The sequence below is a fragment of the Rhodococcus baikonurensis genome (genome assembly GCF_040489275.1).
Taxonomy (GTDB): Bacteria; Actinomycetota; Actinomycetes; order Mycobacteriales; family Mycobacteriaceae; genus Rhodococcus_F; species Rhodococcus_F baikonurensis.
This window is the reverse complement of sequence record NZ_JBEUOQ010000001.1, coordinates 754,982-775,656: the sequence shown is the minus strand read 5'-3', so window position 1 is coordinate 775,656 and position 20,675 is coordinate 754,982. Positions and strand designations below refer to the sequence as shown.

The window sequence follows — 20,675 nt, the reverse complement described above, 5'->3', positions numbered from 1 at the left end:
GGAGGGCTCAGGACAGAGCGTCGGCGACGGCGTTGCCGATGGCTTGCATTCCGGCTGCGGTGGGATGCAGTGGAACCGCCGGCTGGGTCGGGACGATTCCGGTGTAGAACGCGGTTGCCGGATCCGTGCAGATGTCATGTCCGGCAGTGGCTTCGGTGATGTCGACGTACTCGACGTCGTGACGGGCAGCGGTCGCTGCCATGACAGTGTTGCCGTAGTCGATCACACTCTGGAGATAGTCGGCGTCGCGCGGCCAGAACGGTTGGGTGCCGGGGCATCCGCCGGTGGCGATGTATGTCCCGTATCCGATCACGACGATGCGTGCCGATGGCGCACGGTCGCGAACCGATTCGATCATGGAACCCCAACCCGCGGAGACATTTTCGATCATGTGTCGCTGCTGATCTACGCCACCCGCGGTGAACTTGTCACGGCAGGAAGTTCCGGTGGGTTCGGGAAGTGGATTGACACAGCTGAGAACTGTCGGGAACAACGAGATGTCGTTGGCGCCGATGGTGATGGTGACGAGGTCGGTGTCAGGACCCAATGCTGTTGCCTGCGGCGGTACTTGACCGGAGAACGTCGGTTGTGCGGTGTCCGTGACGTTGGCGGATCGCGCCGACGAGCAGGTCACGTCCGTGAGTTGAGCGCCGAGTCTTTGCGCCACTACGGAAGGGTAGTTGTCGAGTGATCGTAGGCAGCCCGGCGACGACGAGTCCTGTGCGTTTACCAGTGGGCCGGCCGCTGCGGAATCGCCGAGTGCGACGTACTGGACAACACTGTCCGACGTCTCGGCGCTCGACACACCGGTCCCGATGGCGGCGATCGAACCGGCAGCGACGACGCCTGCCAGAATGGCTGCGCTGCGCGTCTTCCACGTCACTCGAGGCTCCTATTGGTCGAAAGTGAGACTTCCAGTTACGCCACCGATTGTGAATTCGAGAGTGGCGTGGGTTACATAGTGATAGGAAAAAGGCAGGTCGGCCTTGTGATGGCAATTCAATTCTGTGGAGGGTTTTGTGTCTGTGAACAAAGAGCTGCCGTTCGAGCCGATATTGGTTGGCGGCAGATCTCTGGCCGATCGCTGGCGCAACGCACCCATCCGCTGGTCATGGCGACGGTCGACCTGGTTCACCGCGACGTCACCTTCTACCGGTTGCTCCCGGACGAGGCGTTGCGTAACGACGTCACCACTATCGTGAGGCGAAACCTGGAACTGTTCATCTCGATGCTCCGGACGGGCGCGGATCTGGCGCCCGAGTTGCTCGCCGACATCAGTGAATCGGCTCGTCAACGGGCGCAGGAATTGGTTCCGCTCGGTGAGGTGCTGCGCGCATATCACCTGGCCGCAGGGTTGTGGTGGGAGACGATCAGCGAATGGGCGGTTCCGGAAGACGGTGTTGCACTTGCGCGCACCGGACGACTCTTGAATGCATACACCGCGGCCTCCACGTCCGCGGTTCTGGCCGGCTACGGTTCCGACCACGCTACCCAGACGGACGAGGATTCGGCGCGAAGGTCGCTGTTCGTAGCACTTTCGACGGGTGTCGATGTGGATCGAGTCTCCGACGAGGTGGGGATCAGGTTGGCGCGCCTGTACTGGGTGGTGGCGCTGCACGTCGAGCGGAACGACGACGAGTCCTCGACCGAGGTGGATACTGCCGTCGCGGAGCGGAGAAAGGTGCGCCACCTGCAACGCGAACTGGATCAGGTGGGGCGGGACAAAGCCCTCGGAGTGCTCGGGAGCAGTGGCGGAGCCGTGCTGATCCCTATCGTGGAATCGGAACCTGCAGAGGGAAACTGGGCGTCGAGCCCGCAGTATCTGACGCTGTGTCGACGGTTGGGGGATCTCGAAAAGGTGATCGGTGCGTCCACAGTGGCCGCCGTACATATCGCCGCACCGGTCGCAGTTCCTGCAGCCGTGACTCAGGCGCGCGAGGTGCTGAACGTCGCCCGAAAGTACGGACGCACCAGTGGCGTAGTCCGTCTCGAAGATCTTGCAGTCGAGTACCAACTGACGCGGCCCAGCGCTGCTCTACCGATACTGGCAGATGTGTTGTTGCCGTTGGAGTCCGATAGTGCGGTACTCGAGACGCTCGAATCTTTCATCGACTCCGGATTCGATCGAGCCGCCACCGCCCGGCAGCTACACGTACATCCGAACACAGTGGTGTACCGCCTGCGGAAGGCGAGTTCCCTGACGGGACTTGACCTGTCGTCGCCGAAGGATCTCGTGCGCGTCACCATGGCGCTGGGAGCGCGCCGCGCAATCGGCATCGAGGCGGACGCTTCCCGAACATGACGCGTCTGTGGTTCTCGGTGAACGAGCCGGAGGGCTGGAGATCCGGCCGGGAGACATGGCCAGGGGGATCGGGCGACCAGGAACACCTGGATGCAACATCGTGATCTGGGACAACCAATTGTTGCCGTTCAGCGTTGTCGACCTTCTCGGTGACGCTGCTGCTCAGATAGGTAATGAGGCGGGCGCGTCGATTCGAGATGCTGGTAGATGACGGTTTCGAATCCGAATTGTTGCCCAATATTTATGTTTAGTCTGTGTGACGGTCAGTGAACAGTAAATTTGAGTCAAATGATGCAATCGCGGCCAAATATTCGTTACCGTGGGCTGGACAATCGACAATCTGGGGGTTCGGCTACATGGCAAATGTTCGCAGGTCTGTGACGAAGGGTTTGATCGCTGCTTCGGTAATCGCCGCAGCTGGGGTGGGTCTTTCGCCGGCGACGGCGAGCGCCGACATCACACCGACAACGGTCGTCAACGGAATCTTGTCGACGGTGGGTGGGTGCCAAACACCGGTGCGGTCCCTCATCCTTGCGTGCACGAGCGCTGAGACGCTGACACGCCAGTCGCCCGTCCTGCTCGACCTGAACCCGGTGGGCACCAACATCGTCGTCTTGGGCGCCGGCCTCTTCGATGACGGCACGATGCGTCCCATGCTGGTCGACCGACTTCAGGCGGCGTTACAGCTGGCTCGTCAGTACCCGCAATCTCCGATCATCACGAGCGGTGGGGCTCCGAAGGCCGGAGTGACGGAAGCCAGGGCGATGCGTGAGTGGCTGGTTGCCAACGGCGTCGACCCGGGCCGGATCACCGAAGAAGGAACGTCGTGGTCGACGGTGGAGAACGCGCTCAACTCTGCGCGGATTCTCGCCGATCGAGGCGCGACCGGCGTGGTTGTGGTCTCGAGCGCCAATCACGTGGAACGCGCGATGGTGGATTTCCGCGTTGCGGTTCTCGGCCGGATCCCGGTCGCCGGTGTAATCGCTGCGACCTGACGTCAGTGATTGTGGGAGTTGGATTTTCGCCAGTTCAACGGCGAGGCGTCGAATCGTCGACGGAAGGCGCGGCTGAACGCGGCATCGGATTCGTAGCCGACAGTTACCGCAATGGTTCCGACCGGCTCGGTAGTTTGCACGAGTAGTTCGGCCGCGCGGTCGAGTCGGCGTTCGGTGATGTAAGCGCCGGGCGTCTGACCGACCAGTCGCGAGAATCGCTCCGCGAAAGACGATCTCGACAGCGTGGACAGTGTCGCCAATTCGTCGATGCTCCAGTTGCGAGAGGGGTCGTTGTGGACGGCCTCGAGCGCCTGCCCGATTCGTGGGTCCATTGCGGCGGTCAGCCATCCGCCGTTCGAGCCGTCCGCCCGTGCCCACGCTCTGAGTATCTGGACGAAGAGAAGGTCGAGAATTCGGGAAACCATCACGGAGGAACCAGGTCTCGGATCGTTCACCTCCTCACTCAACAGGCGACTGCTCACCTCCAGCCACTCGACCGGGGGCGACTGCGTCGGACGCAGTTCGACGCAGTCCGGTAGAACCGAGAGCAGTCGCTGAGCCGCAACGTCGTCGAGTGTGAAAGTTCCGAAAAGCCACCGTGTTTCGGTTCTCGGGAGGACCGGAACCGCATTCTCGATCGTATGTGCGTGCCCATGGGGTAACAGTACGAGTTCCCCTGGACCGAGTTCGATCGGTTCCTTTCCGTGGGTTCTGATCACTATGTCACCGCGCTCGGCGATGTGAAGTGCTCGTACTCCCGCCGGCACCTCCACGGTGAAGTTCTCACTGTGGACGCAGCGATGAATCTGATCGCCGCGAAGGTGAACGACTTCGAGAACATGCGAGAGGGTGTCCCGGGTTCGGGTCTCGTCGGTGGTGGGTACGTACCGCTGTGGGGATGTCGTCGTCATGGGTCGGCCACTCCGGAGGTCTCGAACATTTCGGTGTTTCTGCATAAAAACTTGGCAATCTGGTCATGGTTATTGATCCAGGATCCCCTTAACGTGGGTAACAGGCAAGGCGAGTTTTCGGAGGCTTGCCGATTGTCGGAGTGCTCGTTCCCACTGCGTATCTGAAGGAGTTGGTCATGGCAGAGAAGGTAAACATCGTTCTGGTGCATGGAGCGTGGGGAGACGGTTCTCATTGGCGTCACGTCATACCGACTCTCCATAACGCCGGGCATCGGGTGATCGCGGTTCAGAATCCACTTACTTCGCTGGCCGCCGACGTGGACCGCACCAGGAAGTTGGCCGAATCGATGGACGGCCCGACGCTACTGGTCGGGCATTCGTACGGCGGTGCGGTGATCACAGGCGCGGGTCATGCGGAAAATGTTGTGGGACTGGTGTATATCGCTGCCTTCGCACCGGACGAGGGGGACAGTCTGGGGAGCATCTTCGCTCGCACTGATCAGCCTGCGGGAGCGGCGAACATTGCGCCGGACGCCGAGGGCTTCCTGTGGATCACCCCGGACAAGTTTCAGGAGAGTTTCAGTCAGGACCTCGACGATACCGAGGCATTGGTCATGGCGCTGACGCAGAAACCCATTGCGGGTCAGTGCTTCTCGGATCCATCAGGGCCGCCGGCGTGGCGTGGGAAGCCGAGTTGGTATCAGGTTTCCGGGCAGGACCGAATGATTCCTCCCGAGACCGAGCGTTGGATGGCAGAGCGCATCGGCGCGCGCGAGATCGAGGAACTCGACGCGGGTCATGCATCGTTGGCGTCACACCCGCACGAGGTAACCCAGTTGATTCTGCGTGCTGCGGCACAAGTGTCGTGACGGGGTAATGCGTCCGGCCATTCGAGTCGGCTGTTCTGCGCGGCTGCTCCGGTGTCAGTCTTTGGCCTGAGCGAGGCGACGCAGGAGAGCGGTCAGCGTGATGACGTCGTCGGTGTCCCATTTGGCCAAGCGAGCACGCCAACGGTCGATCTGCTGGTTGCGGTAAGTCGTGAGCTTCGTTCGTGCTTCGGGTGTCAGCGCGACCAACTTTGCGCGGGCATCGTCGGGATCGGGGATGCGTTCGACCAGACCAAGTCTGGCCGCCGCATCGATCTGCCTGGTCAGCGTCGACTTCTCTATGTTGAGTATCGAGATCAGGTCTGCCATCCGAACGGCGTCGGACCGGCTCAGGAGCACCAGAACGTGGTACAGAGCGGGGTCGAGTTTGGGATGAATCGCCCGCGCATCGTCTCGCGAGCGCGCACGTCCCTTCTGCCACATGTCGGTAAGTTCCATCTCCAGGCCGGTGATCGGATCTGAAACCACAGGTTTTCCTCCCCTTGGTGCAATTTGTTCCGATGTTCATCAAACCAGAACTGGAGGGTGTGTGAATTCGGTGGACTTGCGCTGAGCGAACGGTACGTTCGGCGCACTGACGGCGCTGAACGTACCTTTCGCTCGGGAAGTGAGTGGATCAGGCCACGGCATACGCCCGCACGCACGTGTTCAGGTCGCGGGTGAGATCGGCCGCCGTACTGGTCGGAGAACCGAACTTCACGACTGACCCGTCGCTTCCGTGGAACAACAGTGTCGGAAACGACGTGGCGCCGAGCGTGCGTGCACGGACGAAATCGGCGCGGGCGGCGTCCTTCGACGCGGTGGTGAACAGGGAGGACATTGCGGCAGACGGGTCGAGTCCGAGTGACTTCGCGATGGCTCGGTAGGTCTCGGGATCGGAGAGGCTGTGTCCGTCTCGGTAGAAAGCGATCTGCATGGCCTCCGCGACGTCGAGTGCGCGTGTCGGGTCCTGTGCGCGCAGCGCGGCGAGTCCGATCGCAGCATCCGTCGAATCCATGACGAACCGTCCGTCAGACACCAGTTGTGAATATCCGTCACCGAAGACGGCGCCGGTCTGGGCTGCGATGGCGGCGTTGGCTGCTTTCAGGTACGGAGCCGAAGACATGGGAGCGACGCGCTCACCGGTGAACAGTCCGCCGCTGACCACGGACACGTCGACGGAGTCGGCATTTCGACGGACGAACTCCGTCAACGCAGGGCCGAAGCCGAAACACCACCCGCAATAGGCGTCGAAGACGTAGGTGAGTTGCGTCTTGCCTGCTGTTCTCGAGCGTGATGTCTGCACTGGAGGATTCCTATCCGAGCGTGAACTGATTGATACTCTGACGGTATGTCGCATTCGGGTATTCGGTCACGGTGAAGATGAGTCCCGAACTAGTGAAAAACAGACAAGTGCCCGTCCGGGACGTCGGGTACGCATCTTCGGTGGCGGATGCGACCGAGATCGAAGTTCTCAGCCTGGACACCATTCGCGTCAATGGGGGAAGCGCAGAGTTCATCGGCCCCCAACGTCCGCAGTTTCACTTGCTCGCGCTGGTGACCGAGGGTTCGGCGCTACACACCATCGACTTCGTGAACTATGCGGTGAGTCCGGGGACTGTGTTCTGGGTCAGGCCGGGGCAGGTGCAACAGTGGGGTCGAATCCAGGATTTCGAGGCGACGGTCGTTCTGTTCACGCCCTCCTCGCTCGACGCCGCCAGTCAGCAACTGTTGGACGGAAACTTTCGTAGTAGGCAGGCAGCGTGGCAGTTGTCCGGCGAGAACCTCGAGACCATCAGCACGGGTATGAAACACCTGAACCTGAACTACGCGTGTCCGGATACTTCCGCGCCGGCCGTTCGCGCGGCGATTCTGCGGCACACGCTGACGGCAATTCTGTTGAAACTGACCCATCTCGGCGGGCAGGAGCAGAGTTCGGTGCTGGCACACAATGACGTGTTCGAAAGGTTTCATGCCGCTGTCGAACGTGACTTCGCCTCGGTACGTTCGGTTTCGGAGTACGCCAACACGATCGGGTACTCCGAGAAGACCGTATTGCGAGCTACCCGATCCGCTGCCGGGATGACCGCGAAGCAGTACATCGATCAGCGAGTGGTGCTCGAAGCGAAACGATTACTGTCTTTCGGTACGGACACGGTCACCCAGGTGGCGTCGAAGCTGGGGTTCGACGATTCTGCGAACTTCACCAAATTCTTCGCCACCCGGGTGGGTGTTTCTCCGCTGACCTTCCGTCAGGACGTCAGAGCGCGCTGAACGCCGCCCATCGCGCGTCGGCGCTGTCGAGCGTTCCGATTCCGCTCTGCCCCTTGCCATGTGCGATGCCGTCCAGATCCTGGATGATCCAGTAGATGGCGAAGGGATGGCTGCCGAACCAGAGATCACCGCTGACGTCCAGAGCGTGCGCAGGATCGGGTGTCAGGTTGTCGAACAGCGGAGTGTTTCGCACGACGGACGCGTCGTACTGCTGCCCGGAAAGTACGGCGACGGTCTGCGCCGCATGCTCGGGCAGGAGTTCCGGTGAGACGGGTGAAATCGTGCCGGTGTCTTGATTGTTGGTGGCGTTGACTTCCGATACGGGCCTGGTGAATCCTGCCTCGGTGACGAGGGTGGAGATGGGAGTGGTCGGTGGCACGGTGAACAGGTTCCCGCTGTAGCCGAGCAGTATCGCAAGGCTCTGGCCTCCCGCCGCGGTCTTGACGTCGTCGAGACCGGATTCCAGCTTTCCGATCATGGCGGTTGCTTCGCTGCCTCGATCGAGCTGTGCCCCAGCTTGTTCGAGCACGTCGCGCCACGGTGCCGAGTAGGGGAGGACGAGGGTTGGTGCCACGGCGTTGATCTGAGCGAACAGACTCGGCAGTGGACCGGCATTGCTCATCAAGATCTCGTCGGGCTCGACCGACGCGATCTCCTCGACGGCCGGGTTGGCGAAGAAGGTCGGTTTGTCGAGAACTTCGACGCCCTGCTCGCGCAGAATCGATTTGGCGACGTCCGATCGCAGGGTGCTGTAGACGACGGTGGGCTTCACGCCGAGTGCGAGTGCACTCAGGCCTGCATACTCGTCGAGAGCGAGAATGCGCTGCGGTGATGCGGGGACCTCGACGGTGCCGAGTTCGTGTGTGACGGAGCGAGTTGCGGAAGGGGCGTCGGACTCGGCGGAGCTGCTGCACGCGCTGGCGCCGGCAACGGTGAGGAGTAGCGCCGAGACGATGCCGAATGCGGTTCGGGTGGTGAACATCTGAGGTCAACGATCCATTCGTGGGAAGAAGAAGGACAGGAGGGTGCCGGCCAGCAGGAGGCCGGAGCAGACGAAAAGGGCTTGGGAGTATCCGGAAACCAGTGCTTCGGTTGGCGCACTGCCCGAGCGTGCCGTCGAGGAAGCAGCGACGCTCACGAGAACGGCCAGTCCGAGTGAACCGCCGATCTGACGCGACGTGCTCAGTAGCCCTGATGCCATGCCGACCTCTTCGGGAGGCGCGTCGGCGGTGGCGACGTTACTGAGCGGCATGAACGACAGGCCGATGCCGATACTTGCCAGAAGCGAAGGCACCAGGATGACGGCCCAGAAGGGACTGTCGAGGTTCATGGTCGAGAAGATGAACGTCCCGACTGCTGCGACTGCTGTTCCGACGACGAGCAGTGGCCGGACTCCGTAGCGCGGAAGGAGTTTGGTGGAGGCGAGGATGCCGATCACCAGGCCGAAGCAGAAGGGCAGGAAAGCCAGGCCGGTGGTGGTCGGTGAATAGCCCAGTCCACGTTGCAGGAAGAGCGAGACGAAGAAAAACGCGCTGAATTGTGCCGCACACACCAGGCACATGATGGCGTTGGCCAGACCGATTCGGGGGCGAAGCAGGGTGGACAGTCGTACCAGTGGTGTGGCGCAGCGGCTTTCGACCACAACGAAGGCCGTCAGCAGAGCGATCGTCAGCGCGAATCCGCCCAGCACGTAACTCGAAGTCCAGGAATGTGATTCAGTGGCGATGACGGTGCCGACAAGGGCGGTGATTCCGGCCGTCGCCAAGATGGCGCCGGGAAGATCGAGGGAGCCGCCTCTGGCGGCCTGGCCGGCCGGCAGGCCACGGGCACCGGCAACTGCGGCGATCAGTGCCACCGGTGCGCCGGCGAACATCACCCATCGCCAACTGAGTCCTTCGGTCAAAATGCCACTCAGAACGACGCCCAGTGCGCCGCCGAGTGCTGACGACATTGCGCCGATGCCGAATGCCTTGGCCCTGGCACGTCCGGTGGGAAAGGCCTGACTGAGGGCGGCGAGTCCGGCCGGTGCGATCATCGCGGCACCGACGCCTTGAAGCGCCCGAGCTCCGACAAGCATTTCGGCGGACGCCGAGAAGGTCCCGATGATGCTGACGAGAGCAAACAGCAGCAGCCCGGAAACCAGAACGCGACGAGTGCCCATCACGTCGCACAGACGGCCGCCGAGAAGCAGCAGCCCGCCGAAGGCCAGGGCGTACGCGTTGACGACCCAGGACAACCCGGCGTCGGAGAAGTTCAGCGATTCCTGGATGTCCGGCAATGCGACGTTGATGACCGACATGTCGAATGCCACCAGGAACTGCGCTGCCGCGGCGGCGGTGAGGACCAGAGCAGGCGCGGCTACCGCCCTCGTTGTTGTTGTCATTGCAGGTACCTAATTTGTATACGCGTTCTCATAAATAGTTAGGTTTACCTTGCTGACGATCGAGATGCAAGGGGTTCCCCCGGGGGAGAGCGTCGTAGCGGGAACGCGCACAATCGACGAATGGCCGAAAAGATGGAACCGAGATCCCCGCGGCTCGGACGTCCCCCTACTATCACGTCGGAGCAGATAGTCGAAGAGGCGAAACGGCAACTTCAGTCCGGCGGCGCCGACGCGCTGAGCATGCGAGCGCTGGCGAAGTCGCTCGGTACCACGCCGATGGCGCTGTACCGGCACGTGGGCGACAAGGAACAGCTGATCAGCGCGGTTCTCGACGCGTACTCACAAGACCTCGGCTCTCTGGTCCTGCCACAGGATCAGGTCGAGCGACTTCGCACGATCTTCACCGCGATCTTCGAAACACTCGCATCGGAGCGTTGGATCATCGAGCTGCTTCAGCGCGGTGGGCGTGGTGGGAGCGGTGCCGTGGTTTTGGTTGACCGGGCCATGGCCGCGTGTGTCGAACTCGGCATGTCGCCGCGTCGCGCTCTGCTGGTCTATCGAGCGCTGTGGAACTACACACTCGGCGCACTGCTCAACATCTACGACACCGCCGCGCGACCGGAAGGCAGGGTGTCACCTCTCGCGGTCAAGATCCGAGAAATCGGGCCCGAGAAGCTGCCGGTACTCAGTGAGGTGCTCGAGGACTGGCCGGGAGGGACGACGACCGAGAGTTACCTGGAAGGTCTCGAAGTCTTGATCAGCGGATACGTGAATTCCGACTGAGTGGGCTTACAGCAGTCCGTGCCTCGGTGGGACCGTGCCCGACAGCGTCCAGCGGCCGATATGTTGGACCTTCCACCTCGTCGGATCGTGCAGGGTGTGTGTGCGTGCGTCACGCCAGAATCGCGAGAGGTTCGCTGATTCACCCGCGCTTCTAGTGCCACCGATCTCGAACAGGGTGCTCGTAGCCGCCAACGACGCTCGCGCTCCGACCACCTTGGCAGTTGCAGCGTCGATGGATGCTCGGGCCGTGGAGTCCTCGGTGGGATCTCGCCTCGCCACGTCGATCGATCGCGCCGCTTCCGCCAAGAGGGATCGGGCAGCGCGAACCTCGATGGCTGCTTCGCCGGCGAGTTGAACGAGCAGCGGATCCTCCACTGCTGTATCGACTTTCGCCTCGAAGAACGGACGCGCTTTTGCGGCGAGTTCTACGGATTCACGCAGCGCAGCTGATGCAATGCCGGTGTCGATCGCGGCGTGCAGAATCTGGGCCTGTGCCCCGTAGGTGGTCGGGTGAGAGAACAGCGACGTGAAGGGGACGACATTGAACCGCGGCACCGACACGGATTCGAGGATCACGGTTCCGCTTGCAGTTGTCTTCTGCCCCATACCGTCCCAGTCGTCGACGATCGACAGTCCGGGAGTATTCCGGGGCAGGTAGACCGCGGACTTCACTTGAGCGCCGGTCTCCGTGAACTGATCGGCATTAGCCGCGCGCACGACGATCCAGTCCGCGAAAAGTGCTCCCGTGCAATAGAACTTGCGACCTTCGAGTACGAAGTCGTCCCCGTCGGGGGTCAGGGTGGTGCCGTCGATGTCGATGGTCTTGTTGCCGCGTTCGCTCTGCGCGTTGGCGAACTGCTTACCCGACAACGCCTCGGCGTAGAAGAACTGTTTCTGCTCGTTCGACCCCTGGTACCGGAGCGCTTCCAGGAAAGTGAAGTGGCTGTGCGGAATCTGCGCGATGCTGGGATCGCCTTCGGCGAGCAAACGGAAGACCTCGGCCAACGTCTCGGTGCTCGCGTCGATGCCGCCGAACTCCGTCGGCACGGATAGTCCGAGCAGGCCGGACTGCGCCAGGGTGCGGACCTCGTCTTCGGGAAGGAGGCGCTGCGCATCGCGGACACCAGCGCCTGCCGCGAACTCGGCGGACAGCTGCGACGCTACCGAGAGTGTCTCGTCTTCGCTGGTGATGCGGTGCGCGATCTCCTGAATGTCCACAGCAGTCATGCTGCCACCGTTTCACAGTCGCAGCACCCACCCAACACTTACAACCTGTGTGATCGCTACCCTGGAAACCCCTGGGAACTGCATGTTTGCTGGGTTTCATGTCTACTGAACGTATCGCCGACGAGATCAAGTTCGCCTACTGGGTGCCCAATGTCAGTGGTGGTCTGGTCACCTCCGACATCGAGCAGCGGACCAGCTGGGACTACGAGTACAACAAGAAGCTGGCGCAGACCGCGGAGAACAACGGCTTCGAGTACGCCCTGAGTCAGGTTCGCTACGAGGCGAGCTACGGGGCCGAGTTCCAGCACGAATCCACGAGCTTCAGTCTTGCGCTGCTCTTGGCCACCGAGAAGCTCAAGGTCATCGCCGCGGTGCACCCCGGACTCTGGCAGCCGGCCGTGTTGGCGAAACTGGGCGCTACCGCTGACCACCTGTCGAATGGACGATTTGCCGTCAACGTCGTCAGCGGTTGGTTCAAGGACGAGTTCACCCATCTCGGCGAGCCGTGGCTCGAGCACGACGAGCGCTATCGTCGCAGCGCCGAGTTCCTTCAGGTTCTTCGTAAGATCTGGACCGAGGACGACGTCGATTTCCGCGGCGACTTCTACCGCATTCACGACTTCACGTTGAAGCCGAAGCCGCTGAACACTCCGGAGCGCCCCAATCCCGAACTGTTCCAAGGTGGTAACTCGGCGGCTGCCCGTGAGAACGCCGGTCGCTACTCGGATTGGTACTTCAGTAACGGCAAGGACTACGACGGAGTCACCGAACAGTTGGTCGACGTCCGTCGTGTTGCTCGTGAGAACGATCGGGAGGTCAAGTTCGGGCTCAACGGGTTCATCATCGCCCGCGATACCGAGGCCGAGGCGAAAGACACGCTGCGCGAGATTATCGCCAAGGCGAACCGTCCTGCAGTCGAGGGATTCAAGAATGCAGTCCAACAGGCCGGCGCGTCGACCGCGTCCAAGGACGGGATGTGGGCGGATTCGACATTCGAGGACTTGGTCCAGTACAACGACGGCTTCCGCTCACAACTGATCGGCACGCCGGAACAGATCGCCCATCGGATCGTCGAATATCGCCGCCGCGGTGTCGATCTGATTCTCGGCGGATTCCTGCACTTCCAGGAAGAGATCGAGTACTTCGGGGCCAAGGTGCTCCCGCTGGTTCGCGAACTCGAAGCAGCCGGCAGCGACGAGCATGCGCTCGTCACCGCCGGCTGATCACCGCGGGCGCTGGTGATTCAGGACTTTGCGTGGCGCTTCGCCAGCATCCAACGAGAGATCTTCATGTCCCGAGCTTTTCGCTCGATGGTCAGCAGGTCCAGCGGAGCGCTGAACTTCTGAACGGCCAGTGATTTCACGCTGCTGAACTCACGCAGTCCGTCGGCTCCGTGGATTCGACCGAATCCGGAGTCGCCGACCCCGCCGAATGGCAGGGCGGCGATTCCGGCGAATCCGAGAACCGAATTGACCGTGACTACACCACATTCGAGCTTCTCGGCAATCGCTCGCCCCCTCGACGAACTCTTGGTGAACACCGAGGCGCCCAAGCCGTACTTCGACGCGTTGGCGCGCTCGATCCCCTCGTTCATGTCGGCCACCTTGTTCACCACGACGCTCGGGCCGAACGTTTCCTCGGTGATCGCGGTGGAATCCTCCGGAACATCCGTCAGGATGATCGGATCGATGAACGGGCCGTTGAACGAATCAAGTCCGCCGAGTACAGCTTTCGCGCCGCGACCGAGAGCGTCTTCGATCTGGCCCCGAACTATCGCGGTTTGCTTTCCCAGCGTCATCGGCCCGTAGGTCGAGCTGTCGGTGGCACCGGCGTGGGCGTCCCGTAACGCGGTTGTGAGTTTGGACAGGAAAGCGTCGTACACGGGCGCTGCGACGTAGATTCGCTCGACGCCGGCGCAGGTCTGTCCGCCGTTGCCCACTGCTCCGAACGCGGCGAAGCTCACGGCCGCATCGAGGTTGGCGTCGGCGTCCACCAGCATGGCGTCCTTGCCGCCACATTCGGCGACCAGGGGAGTGAGGGTGTCCGCGCAGGCTGCCATCACGCGCTTCGCGGTAGCGGTCGAACCGGTGAATGCGATCTTGTCGACACCGGACGAACACAGAAGTGCGCCGGTTTTGCCGTCACCGGTAATGGTCTGCAGGACAGCATGTCCGGGTGCGGCGATGTTCCACAACCGCGCCAATTCGACGCCGACACCGGGTGAGAGTTCGCTCGGTTTGAAGACGACGGCATTACCGGCGGCCAATGCGTAGCCGATCGACCCCATCGGTGTGTACAGCGGATAGTTCCAGGGGCCGATCACGCCGACGACACCCATCGGCCGGTAGCCGACCGATGCAGACTGGTTGGCGCTGATCAGTCCTGCGCCGACGCGTCTGCGGCGCAACACTTGCTGGGCGTTGCGTGCCGCCCAGTCGAGATGTTCGACGGCCAGCATGACTTCGAGTAGTGCGTCGTCGCTGGGCTTTCCCGTCTCGGTGGAGATGATCGCTGCCATCGATTCGGCGTGAGTGGCGATCGCGGCGCGGAAATTGCCGAGCACCTTCCGGCGCCCTTGGAATCCGAGTTGATCCCACCACTTCGACGCGGTTCGCGCCGCGGCGACCGCCTTCTCGATCGCCTGCTGATCGGCGATGGGGTGCTGCGCGACCACGGAGTCGTTGCGAGGGTCGAGGCTCGCGAAGGTGTGATCGTCCGATTTCAGATCTGTAGACGTGCTCTGGCGGCCGAGCTGTTCTGTCATGTTCTTCAGATCCTCCACATGTCGGTGCATCACATATATGTGATGTGATTTACTGTGCTGGTAGTCACAGTATGCGTCGGACGGAGCTCCGACAAGCCTCCAGCCTCATCTCACTCGGGAGTTTTCGATGTACATGGATTTCACGCAGGAGCAGTCTGATTTCGCCAAATCGGTAGCGGCGTTCTGTAAGAAGGAAAGTGGCACCCGTGAGCAGCGAGATCTGCTGACCGATCATGGCGCCCACAATCACAACCAGGCGTTCTACGAGAAGATGGCGGAATTGGGATGGCTCGGACTGACTGTCCCGGAGGAGTACGGCGGATCGGCCGGAAGCACGGTTGACCTGTGCATCTTCCTGGAGGAAGCAGCCAAGGGGATGGCGCCGATCGGTGGACTCGGCCCGACCGTCATCACGGGATCCGCGTACGAGAAGTTCGGTAGTCCGGTGCAAAAGGAAGCAGTGCTCGGCGGGATCGTCCGTGGCGCTTCGCAGTCGATCTCGATGTCCGAACCCGAAGCGGGCTCCGACGTGGGCAACCTGAGTTGCCGCGCCGAGAAGGTCGACGGTGGGTGGCTGATCAACGGACAGAAGACGTGGTGCTCCAACGCTCACTTCGCCGAGAACATCCTCCTCGTGGCTCGTACATCAAGGGGCGAGGGCAAGCACGAGGGCCTGACGATGTTCCACGTCCCGGCCGACATCTCCGGATTGAAGATCAGCGGAATCGACACCATGGGCGGCAAGGAGGTCAACGATCTCTACTTCACCGACACGTTCCTGCCCGAGGACGCGGTGGTCGGGGACGTCGGCAACGGCTGGCGTCAGCTCATGGCCGGGCTCAACATCGAACGCCTCATCCTTGCCGCGATGATGCTCGGGACCGCGCAGCGGGCCTTCGACGACACCCTCGAATTCGTCACTACGCGTAAGCAGTTCGGGCGTCCGGTCGGATCGTTTCAGGCACTTCGCCACCGGATCGCGGATCTCGCCACCGAGATCGAATGTGGCCGTCTACTGGTCTACAGCGTTGCCCGCATGGTCGACGCCGACCCGACCAAGATGTTCCCGAGGGAAGCATCGATGGCCAAGCTCAAGCTGACCGAGACCGCCAAGAAGGTCGCGCTCGAAGGCATGCAGATGATGGGTGGGTACGGTTACGCCACTGAGTTCGACATGGAGCATCATGTGCGAAAGACTCTTGTGTCCTCCATTTATGGTGGTACCAACGAGATTCAGCGAGACATCATCGGCAAAACGTACGGACTGTGAGGATCGGTTGTGGCAACGTCTGCACGCACTCGGAGGGCGACATCTGAGCTGAGGAGGCGGCCACAGTTGTCGGAGGACGTGGCCAACCACGTTCGCAACCTGATCATGTCCGGCTCGGTCCGTCCGGGCGAGTTCGTCAGGCTGGACGAAACCGCGGCCGACCTCGGGGTCAGCGTCACGCCGGTGCGAGAAGCCCTCGTCGCATTACGCGGCGAGGGGATGGTCGAGTTGGTTCCACATCGTGGCTATCTCGTTTCGCCGCTGAGTCGCCAGGACATCGAAGACATCTTCTGGTTGCAGGGGCAGATCGCGGTCAAGCTGGCTTTGCGGGCGATGGACAGCATCACTGCTGATCAACTGGTGGAACTCACGGAACTCAATGCCGATTTGCGAGCGGCGGTCGACGCCTCGGATGCTGCTGCGATCGAGCAGTGCGAATTCGAGTTCCATCGCCTGATCAATCGCGCTGCGGGTGGTGCGAAACTGGCGTGGTTCCTGTTCGGCGCGATTCGGTACACCCCTGCTCGTCTCTACGCGACGGATCCAGGCTGGGGTGAGCTTGCGGTGTCGAGCCACGACGCGTTGATCGAGGCGTTCGAGAAGCACGATCGAGAACAGGTGGACGCGCAGATGAGTCTGCAGTTCTCCGACGGCGCTGCTCGACTTCTCGCTCACCTCGACAACATCGGGATCTGGGACTGAATTCAGTCAGGCTCTCGAGACGGAGGTAGGGCGGGAGCGAGCAGGATCGCTGCGCATTCGGCGACCAGTTCTTCTTCCGTCACGTCGATGTAGCCGTCGAGCCATGCACTGAGGGTCTGCGCCAGACCGCCGACCAGGAAGGTTGCCGTCAGCGTCAGGTGGCCGCTGTCATCCAAACGGTAGAAGGTCTTGGCGTTGGCGGCCAGGAGACCGATGAAAATCGTCGTCGACGCTCGTCGTTTCTCGGCCAGGACAGGGCTCGTCAGGGCGCTGGAGAACAGTAGACGTCCGCGACGGGGATCGTTCGCGATAGTGCGGACGATGTTCGCGATTCCGGCGAGGGCCTTGCCGCGCTCGGTCTCGGCGGCGTCCACCGCGGCCTGGGTCGAGACGGCGATGTCCGTGATGACGGTGTCGTAGACGGCCGACATCAGAGCATCACGATCGGTGAAGCTCTCGTAGAAGTACCTCGCCGCGACACCGGCCTTCTTGCACACCCCGCGGACCGTCAGTTCGGGCTCGGTCGAACCCATGAGTTCCAGACCGGCCTCGATCAGCGTCTCTCGTCGTTGGGCTACGCGGAGCGCGCCGTCGACGCCACCGTACGAACGCGGTTGGTCATTCATGAAGACCATCTTTGCATCCCGAGATTGCTTGACATCTCGGCATTTCAGCGTTTCACTCATCTGAGAACGTGCGTTCGCAGATATGACTTCGAAGGGGTTCTGCCATGACGGTGAGTAGGGATTCGATGGACGGGCGCGGGGAGACGGTGGTGGATGGCAGTCGAGCGGTCGGCAATCGAGCGGTCGACATCGACGCCGAGGTCGAGAAGGCGATGTCCGGGCTCGGACTGTTGGCTGCCGGCGCGAACGTCATCATGCAGTTGGCGCGTCCGGCGGTGGGGTACGGCGTGTACGAGAGCAAGGTCGAGACCGGACGGCTGGATCGGCATCCGGTGAAGCGAACCCGGACGACGTTGACCTATCTCGCGGTCGCGAGCTTGGCGACTGACGAAGAGAAGAAGCTGTACCGACGTGCCGTCAACGGCTCGCACAAACACGTTCGCTCCGATGAGAACAGTGCGGTCGAGTACAACGCGTTCGATCCCGAACTGCAGTTGTGGGTAGCCGCCTGCCTGTACCGAGGCTTCGAGGATGTCTACACAATCTTGTACGGGGATCTCGATCCAGTTACTCAGGATGCGTTCTATCAGCGAAGCGCCACGTTCGGCACGACCCTCCAGATGCGACGCGACATGTGGCCGGCGGACCGGGATGCGTTCGAGGTCTACTGGAACGAGAACCTCGACAAGGTGGCGATCGACGAGACGATTCGTGAGCATCTGTACGGGATCGCGTCGGCGACCTTCACGCCGAAGTTGTTGCATCCGGTGGTCGGCCCACTCAATCGGTTTGTCACCACCGGGTTCCTGCCCCAGACCTTCCGTGACGAAATGCGGCTCCCGTGGTCAGCGCGTCGGCAGCGTAATTTCGACCGATCCATGCGTGTCGCCGCGCTGGTCAATCGGTTCAGCCCGAAGATTCTGCGGATGTTCCCCTACAACTTCTACCTCTGGGATCTACGTCGGCGCATTGCCAAGGGAATCCCGTTGGTCTGAGCCGACTCTCGAACTTGAAGTGATTGACACCACAGGTAAATCGGACACATACTCAACTTAGTTGAAGTTGACGTCAAGTTTCATCATTCCTGTGGAGGCTGTCAGTGGCGAACATCGAAGGCGTATGTGACCAGCGGTTCTCTGGCTTGAAGGAGGCGCTGGCACGCAATCTCGATTCCGGCGAGGATGTCGGGGCGGCGATCGCACTGACGATCGACGGCGAACCCGTCGTCGACATGTGGGGCGGGTGGATCGACGCCGAACACACTGCACCGTGGGCTCGCGACACCGTCACCAACGTCTGGTCCTGCAGCAAGACCGTGACCGCACTGGCCGCGCTCATGCTCGTCGACCGTGGGTTGCTCGATCTGGATGTCCCCGTCGCGCAGTACTGGCCCGAGTTCGCAGCAGCCGGGAAGGACCGCATCCAGGTCCGGCAACTGTTGTCGCATACGTCGGGTGTGTCGGGGTGGGATCAACCGTTCACCTTGGAGAACATCTGCGACGACGAATATGCCACCGCCCGGTTGGCCACTCAGGCTCCCTGGTGGGAACCGGGAACCGCGTCCGGATATCACGCTCTCAACTACGGCCACCTGATCGGCGAGGTCGTCAGGCGCATCGACGGGCGAACCCTCGGCCGCTTCATCGGCGAGGAGATCGCGGGTCCGCTCGATGCAGATTTCCGCCTGGGGCTGCCGAAGTCGGAGTACGGCCGAGTCTCGAATGTCATTGCGCCCCCGCCGTTGCCGATCGACGTCGCGGCACTCGGGATGGACAACATCATGGTGAAGACGTTCACTGCGCCGCCGGCCGATGCAACAGGTTCGTGGACCGACGGGTGGCGCGCTGCCGAGATCGGTGCGGCCAACGGACATTCGAATGCGAGGGCGCTCGCACGTATTCAATCGGTGATCGCGTGCGGCGGCAAGGTCGGTGACGTCCGTCTGTTGTCGGAGGAAACGATCGACAAGATCTTCGAGGAGCAGTCGTACGGGGTCGACCTCGTCCTGGGTGTGCCGGTCCGTTTCGGCGTCGGATTCGGCCTGCCGACGCCCGAGTCCGTGCCGTTCATTCCGGAGGGACGAATCTGTTTCTGGGGCGGTTGGGGTGGGTCGCAGATCATCATCGACACCGACAAGCGCATGACCTTCTCCTACGTGATGAACAAGATGGGGCCGGGCCTGCTCGGTTCGGAACGATCGGCGCAGTACGTATCGGCTGCCTACAGCGCTCTGAGCTGATCGGACGTGCAGTGTTGATCGACGGAACAGAGGCGTCGGCGTTACTCGAATCCTTGCCGAGTAATAGCTCACCGGTGTTCGGTTAAGCGTCCTCGGTAATCCGGCAGAACGGTTGGTTTGCCCGACCGGAGCTGACTATGCTGCCGGATATGCCAGTGTGCTCCGGGGGGAAATCAGCGTGTCCGCAACGTCGAAGTGTGCCGAAAGGTTGCACAAGCGCGTCGGCGGTTCGTCGATGAGTGGTTTGATCGAAGTCGTCGGACGCTGGTGGCAGACGCCCGACCAGTTTCACACGTTCAGTCGCTATCTCGAAGATCGCGGTTTCTTCACTGCCTGCCGGGTGTTGGTCGGCGGAACGGCGTTCTGGATGGGATTGGTGTTGCTGTCGGCCCGATTCAGTGACGTCGGTCCGCAAGGGACGCTCTGGCGGGCGGTCAATCTGACGGTCATCGTGTTGTGCCTCGGCGCGGCTCTTGTCTGGTGGGTGTTCCCGCCGACGCCGCTGTGGTCGTACACCTTCGTCGTGGGTTCCGACATCGCGATTGCGGCAGCAGCGGCAACCGATTCGGAACCGCTGGGCCGACTGATCGCGTGTGTCGTGTTTGCGTCGATCGGCGGCTATATCGCGTTCTTTCACAATCCGAAACTCCAAGTCGGTCACCTGGTCTTCGCCTCGATGGTCACGGTGCTTTCGGGGTGGACTTTGTTGTTCGGGCCAGCAGCGGACGTCGGCTTGGGGTTGGCGAAAATCGCGGTCGTGATGGCCACCATCATCGTGATTCCCGTTGTGTCACAAATCGTTCTGGCGGTCCTCGGTTCGGATGCCACCACCTCCGACATCGACCCGTTGACCGGACTGCTCAATCGTCGCGGACTGGCGCGTCGGGTGAACGACCTCATGGATGCTCCGATCACCGAGTCCGACGCGCTGCTCGTGGTGGTGATCGACCTCGACCGATTCAAGACGATCAACGACGTTCACGGCCACGACGTGGGAGACAGCACGATCATGCGAACTGCACTGCGTATTCGTCTGTGGACAACCACATCCGCGCTGACGGCCAGGATGGGAGGCGACGAGTTCGTCGTGGTGGAGCGCGTGCCCGTCAATGCGATCGCCAGGCTGGAAGGACAGATCCGCTCGGCCATGGACGGAGCAACCGACGATCCGCGGACGAGTGCCAGCGTCGGAATGGCGGTCCGGACCGCGCCACGGCATCCGGACGAGTCGGTGGACGATGCTTTCGCCGAACTCTTCCGTGTTGCGGATTCGGCGATGTACGAAGCAAAGCGGGAAGGCGGCAACCAGGTTCGCGCGAGCCTGGTCTGATGT

20 protein-coding genes are annotated in these 20,675 nt (G+C 61.9%); 11 read left to right on the top strand and 9 right to left on the bottom strand.

Annotated features, from left to right (window positions below):
* Window positions 1-7 precede the first annotated feature (7 nt).
* The gene (locus ABWI03_RS03935) at window positions 8-883 is read right to left on the bottom strand and encodes an SGNH/GDSL hydrolase family protein (RefSeq protein WP_298776834.1); all 876 of its coding nucleotides are present in this window, start codon (window positions 881-883) and stop codon (window positions 8-10) included.
* A gap of 228 nt (window positions 884-1,111) precedes the next feature.
* Here ABWI03_RS03935 and ABWI03_RS03930 point away from each other — a divergent pair, with 228 nt between their 5' ends.
* The gene (locus ABWI03_RS03930; RefSeq protein WP_240952832.1) at window positions 1,112-2,302 is read left to right on the top strand and encodes a PucR family transcriptional regulator; all 1,191 of its coding nucleotides are present in this window, start codon (window positions 1,112-1,114) and stop codon (window positions 2,300-2,302) included.
* Window positions 2,303-2,568: 266 nt separating this feature from the next.
* Window positions 2,569-3,297: a YdcF family protein gene (locus ABWI03_RS03925; protein ID WP_166812686.1), complete on the top strand. Its 729-nt coding sequence runs from the start codon at window positions 2,569-2,571 to the stop codon at window positions 3,295-3,297.
* A gap of 2 nt (window positions 3,298-3,299) precedes the next feature.
* Here ABWI03_RS03925 and ABWI03_RS03920 read toward each other — a convergent pair whose 3' ends face one another.
* Window positions 3,300-4,208 (bottom strand): AraC family transcriptional regulator, encoded by a 909-nt coding sequence (locus ABWI03_RS03920; protein WP_298776835.1) that lies wholly within the window; start codon window positions 4,206-4,208, stop codon window positions 3,300-3,302.
* 176 nt (window positions 4,209-4,384) lie between these two features.
* Between ABWI03_RS03920 and ABWI03_RS03915 the strand changes: the two genes are divergently transcribed.
* Window positions 4,385-5,077: an alpha/beta fold hydrolase gene (locus ABWI03_RS03915; RefSeq protein ID WP_124568092.1), complete on the top strand. Its 693-nt coding sequence runs from the start codon at window positions 4,385-4,387 to the stop codon at window positions 5,075-5,077.
* A 54-nt stretch (window positions 5,078-5,131) separates the two neighbouring features.
* On the opposite strand, the gene ABWI03_RS03910 is transcribed toward ABWI03_RS03915, so the two are convergent.
* Window positions 5,132-5,563, bottom strand: coding sequence for a MarR family winged helix-turn-helix transcriptional regulator (locus tag ABWI03_RS03910; RefSeq protein WP_095972800.1), 432 nt, complete (start codon window positions 5,561-5,563; stop codon window positions 5,132-5,134).
* 148 nt (window positions 5,564-5,711) lie between these two features.
* Entirely contained in the window at window positions 5,712-6,380 is a 669-nt protein-coding gene (locus ABWI03_RS03905) for a DsbA family protein (protein WP_298776837.1), read from the bottom strand.
* Window positions 6,381-6,520: 140 nt separating this feature from the next.
* On the opposite strand from ABWI03_RS03905, the gene ABWI03_RS03900 reads away from it, so the two are divergent.
* Window positions 6,521-7,348, top strand: coding sequence for a helix-turn-helix domain-containing protein (locus ABWI03_RS03900; protein ID WP_298776838.1), 828 nt, complete (start codon window positions 6,521-6,523; stop codon window positions 7,346-7,348).
* Here the strand turns inward: ABWI03_RS03900 and ABWI03_RS03895 are convergent.
* Both ABWI03_RS03895 and ABWI03_RS03890 read right to left on the bottom strand, forming a co-directional pair.
* Entirely contained in the window at window positions 7,335-8,330 is a 996-nt protein-coding gene (locus ABWI03_RS03895) for an ABC transporter substrate-binding protein (protein WP_124568094.1), read from the bottom strand. The two genes, ABWI03_RS03900 and ABWI03_RS03895, sit on opposite strands and share 14 nt — an antisense overlap.
* A 6-nt stretch (window positions 8,331-8,336) precedes the next feature.
* On the bottom strand, window positions 8,337-9,731 hold the full coding sequence (locus ABWI03_RS03890) for an MFS transporter (RefSeq protein WP_298776839.1): 1,395 nt from the start codon (window positions 9,729-9,731) through the stop codon (window positions 8,337-8,339).
* A 120-nt stretch (window positions 9,732-9,851) separates the two neighbouring features.
* Between ABWI03_RS03890 and ABWI03_RS03885 the strand changes: the two genes are divergently transcribed.
* Window positions 9,852-10,514 (top strand): TetR/AcrR family transcriptional regulator, encoded by a 663-nt coding sequence (locus ABWI03_RS03885; RefSeq protein ID WP_235170519.1) that lies wholly within the window; start codon window positions 9,852-9,854, stop codon window positions 10,512-10,514.
* A gap of 6 nt (window positions 10,515-10,520) precedes the next feature.
* Here the strand turns inward: ABWI03_RS03885 and ABWI03_RS03880 are convergent, their stop codons facing one another.
* Window positions 10,521-11,741 carry an SfnB family sulfur acquisition oxidoreductase gene (locus tag ABWI03_RS03880; RefSeq protein WP_298776841.1) on the bottom strand — a complete coding sequence of 407 codons (1,221 nt, stop codon included), beginning with the start codon at window positions 11,739-11,741 and terminating at the stop codon, window positions 10,521-10,523.
* A 98-nt stretch (window positions 11,742-11,839) separates the two neighbouring features.
* On the opposite strand from ABWI03_RS03880, the gene sfnG reads away from it, so the two are divergent.
* Complete coding sequence (sfnG, locus tag ABWI03_RS03875) at window positions 11,840-12,964, top strand: dimethylsulfone monooxygenase SfnG (RefSeq protein ID WP_298776842.1); 1,125 nt, start codon at window positions 11,840-11,842, stop codon at window positions 12,962-12,964.
* 20 nt (window positions 12,965-12,984) lie between these two features.
* On the opposite strand, the gene ABWI03_RS03870 is transcribed toward sfnG, so the two are convergent.
* The gene (locus ABWI03_RS03870; RefSeq protein ID WP_298776843.1) at window positions 12,985-14,505 is read right to left on the bottom strand and encodes an aldehyde dehydrogenase family protein; all 1,521 of its coding nucleotides are present in this window, start codon (window positions 14,503-14,505) and stop codon (window positions 12,985-12,987) included.
* A gap of 127 nt (window positions 14,506-14,632) precedes the next feature.
* Between ABWI03_RS03870 and ABWI03_RS03865 the strand changes: the two genes are divergently transcribed.
* Window positions 14,633-15,775 (top strand): acyl-CoA dehydrogenase family protein, encoded by a 1,143-nt coding sequence (locus ABWI03_RS03865; RefSeq protein ID WP_298776844.1) that lies wholly within the window; start codon window positions 14,633-14,635, stop codon window positions 15,773-15,775.
* A gap of 9 nt (window positions 15,776-15,784) precedes the next feature.
* On the top strand, window positions 15,785-16,477 hold the full coding sequence (locus ABWI03_RS03860; protein WP_124568099.1) for a GntR family transcriptional regulator: 693 nt from the start codon (window positions 15,785-15,787) through the stop codon (window positions 16,475-16,477).
* A 2-nt stretch (window positions 16,478-16,479) separates the two neighbouring features.
* On the opposite strand, the gene ABWI03_RS03855 is transcribed toward ABWI03_RS03860, so the two are convergent.
* A complete protein-coding gene (locus ABWI03_RS03855) occupies window positions 16,480-17,112 on the bottom strand; it encodes a TetR/AcrR family transcriptional regulator (protein WP_235170517.1) in 633 nt (210 codons plus the stop codon).
* A 116-nt stretch (window positions 17,113-17,228) separates the two neighbouring features.
* Between ABWI03_RS03855 and ABWI03_RS03850 the strand changes: the two genes are divergently transcribed.
* From ABWI03_RS03850 to ABWI03_RS03840, 3 genes are all read left to right on the top strand, one after another.
* The gene (locus tag ABWI03_RS03850) at window positions 17,229-18,098 is read left to right on the top strand and encodes an oxygenase MpaB family protein (RefSeq protein WP_298777727.1); all 870 of its coding nucleotides are present in this window, start codon (window positions 17,229-17,231) and stop codon (window positions 18,096-18,098) included.
* A gap of 104 nt (window positions 18,099-18,202) precedes the next feature.
* Window positions 18,203-19,342: a serine hydrolase domain-containing protein gene (locus tag ABWI03_RS03845; RefSeq protein ID WP_298776846.1), complete on the top strand. Its 1,140-nt coding sequence runs from the start codon at window positions 18,203-18,205 to the stop codon at window positions 19,340-19,342.
* A 178-nt stretch (window positions 19,343-19,520) separates the two neighbouring features.
* Window positions 19,521-20,672: a GGDEF domain-containing protein gene (locus tag ABWI03_RS03840; RefSeq protein WP_298776847.1), complete on the top strand. Its 1,152-nt coding sequence runs from the start codon at window positions 19,521-19,523 to the stop codon at window positions 20,670-20,672.
* The last annotated feature ends 3 nt before the right edge of the window (window positions 20,673-20,675 follow it).